The sequence below is a fragment of the Streptomyces sp. NPDC021356 genome, assembly GCF_040641015.1.
Classification (GTDB): domain Bacteria; phylum Actinomycetota; class Actinomycetes; order Streptomycetales; family Streptomycetaceae; genus Streptomyces.
This window is the reverse complement of the sequence record NZ_JBFACU010000106.1, coordinates 1-1,517: the sequence shown is the minus strand read 5'-3', so window position 1 is coordinate 1,517 and position 1,517 is coordinate 1. Positions and strand designations below refer to the sequence as shown.

Here is a 1,517-nt window from a genome sequence, read left to right as displayed (position 1 = left end):
AGGAACTCACCGACTACCTCACCGAACTGACCGGGGAAGCCGCCGCCTACATGCGGCCCAACCTGTTCACCAACACCCCCGACATCCTCCACGCCCACCTCCAGCACGGCGGCCGCCCCGCCTTCGAGGTCCGCGCCGTCCTCGCCGCCACCCTCTCCCCCTCCTGGGGCATCTACAGCGGCTACGAACTCTGCGAGAACACCCCCCTCAAAGAGGGCGGCGAGGAATACCTCGACTCCGAGAAGTACCAGCTCAAACCCCGCGACTGGGCAGCCGCCGAACGCGAGGGCCGCACCATCACCCCCCTCATCACCCGCCTCAACGACATCCGCCGCCGCCACCCGGCGCTCCACCACCTGCGCAACCTGCACTTCCACGCGACCGACAACGACGCCGTGCTCGCCTACAGCAAGAGCACGGGTGAGGACACGGTCGTCGTGGTCGCCAATCTCGACCCGCACCACACCCAGGAGGCCACGGTCTCGTTGAACATGCGGCACCTCGGCCTGGACCCGCACGCGTCCACGTCCGTGCTCGACGAACTGACGGGTGAGACCTACCACTGGGGCAGGACCGACTACGTGCGACTCGACCCCGGACAGCGTCCCGCGCACGTGCTCCATGTCCAGCGACCGTCCACCTCGCCGCAGATCGGAGGGCCTCCCGCGCCATGACAGTCAACGAGCCCGTCCCCGACATCTTCGAGGACGCCCCGGCCAGGGACCGCGACCCGGAGTGGTTCAAACGTGCCGTCTTCTACGAGGTCCTGGTCCGCTCCTTCCAGGACAGCAACGGTGACGGCATCGGCGACCTGAAGGGCCTGACCGCCAAGCTGGACTACCTCCAGTGGCTCGGCGTGGACTGCCTGTGGCTGCCGCCGTTCTTCAAGTCACCTCTCAGGGACGGCGGTTACGACGTCTCCGACTACACCGCCGTCCTGCCCGACTTCGGCGACCTGGCCGACTTCGTCGAGTTCGTCGACGCCGCCCACCAGCGCGGCATGCGCGTCATCATCGACTTCGTCATGAACCACACCAGCGACCAGCACCCGTGGTTCCAGGAATCCCGCAAGGACCCCGACGGACCCTACGGCGACTTCTACATGTGGGCCGACGACGACAGGGGCTATCCGGACGCGCGGATCATCTTCGTCGACACCGAGACCTCCAACTGGACCTTCGACCCGGTGCGCGGCCAGTACTACTTCCACCGTTTCTTCTCGCACCAGCCGGACCTGAACTACGAAAGCCCCGCCGTCCAGGAGGAGATGCTGGCCGCCCTCCGCTTCTGGCTGGACCTCGGCATCGACGGGTTCCGTCTCGACGCGGTGCCCTATCTCTACGCCGAAGAGGGCACCAACTGCGAGAATCTGCCCGCCACCCACGAGTTCCTCAAACGGGTCCGGCGCGAGATCGACCGGATGTACCCGGACACGGTGATCCTGGCCGAGGCGAACCAGTGGCCCGAGGACGTCGTCGACTACTTCGGCGACTTCACCGGCGGCGGCGACGAATGCC

At 66.8% G+C, this 1,517-nt stretch carries 2 protein-coding genes; both read left to right on the top strand.

Going from position 1 to position 1,517, the window contains the following annotated elements; genetic code table 11:
• Positions 1-674 (top strand): DUF3459 domain-containing protein (locus AB0G56_RS42175; RefSeq protein ID WP_360981674.1); only part of this gene is annotated, 674 nt, incomplete at its 5' end.
• On the top strand, positions 671-1,517 hold an 847-nt coding region (locus AB0G56_RS42170), incomplete at its 3' end, for an alpha-amylase family glycosyl hydrolase (protein ID WP_360981672.1). The genes AB0G56_RS42175 and AB0G56_RS42170, both read left to right, overlap by 4 nt.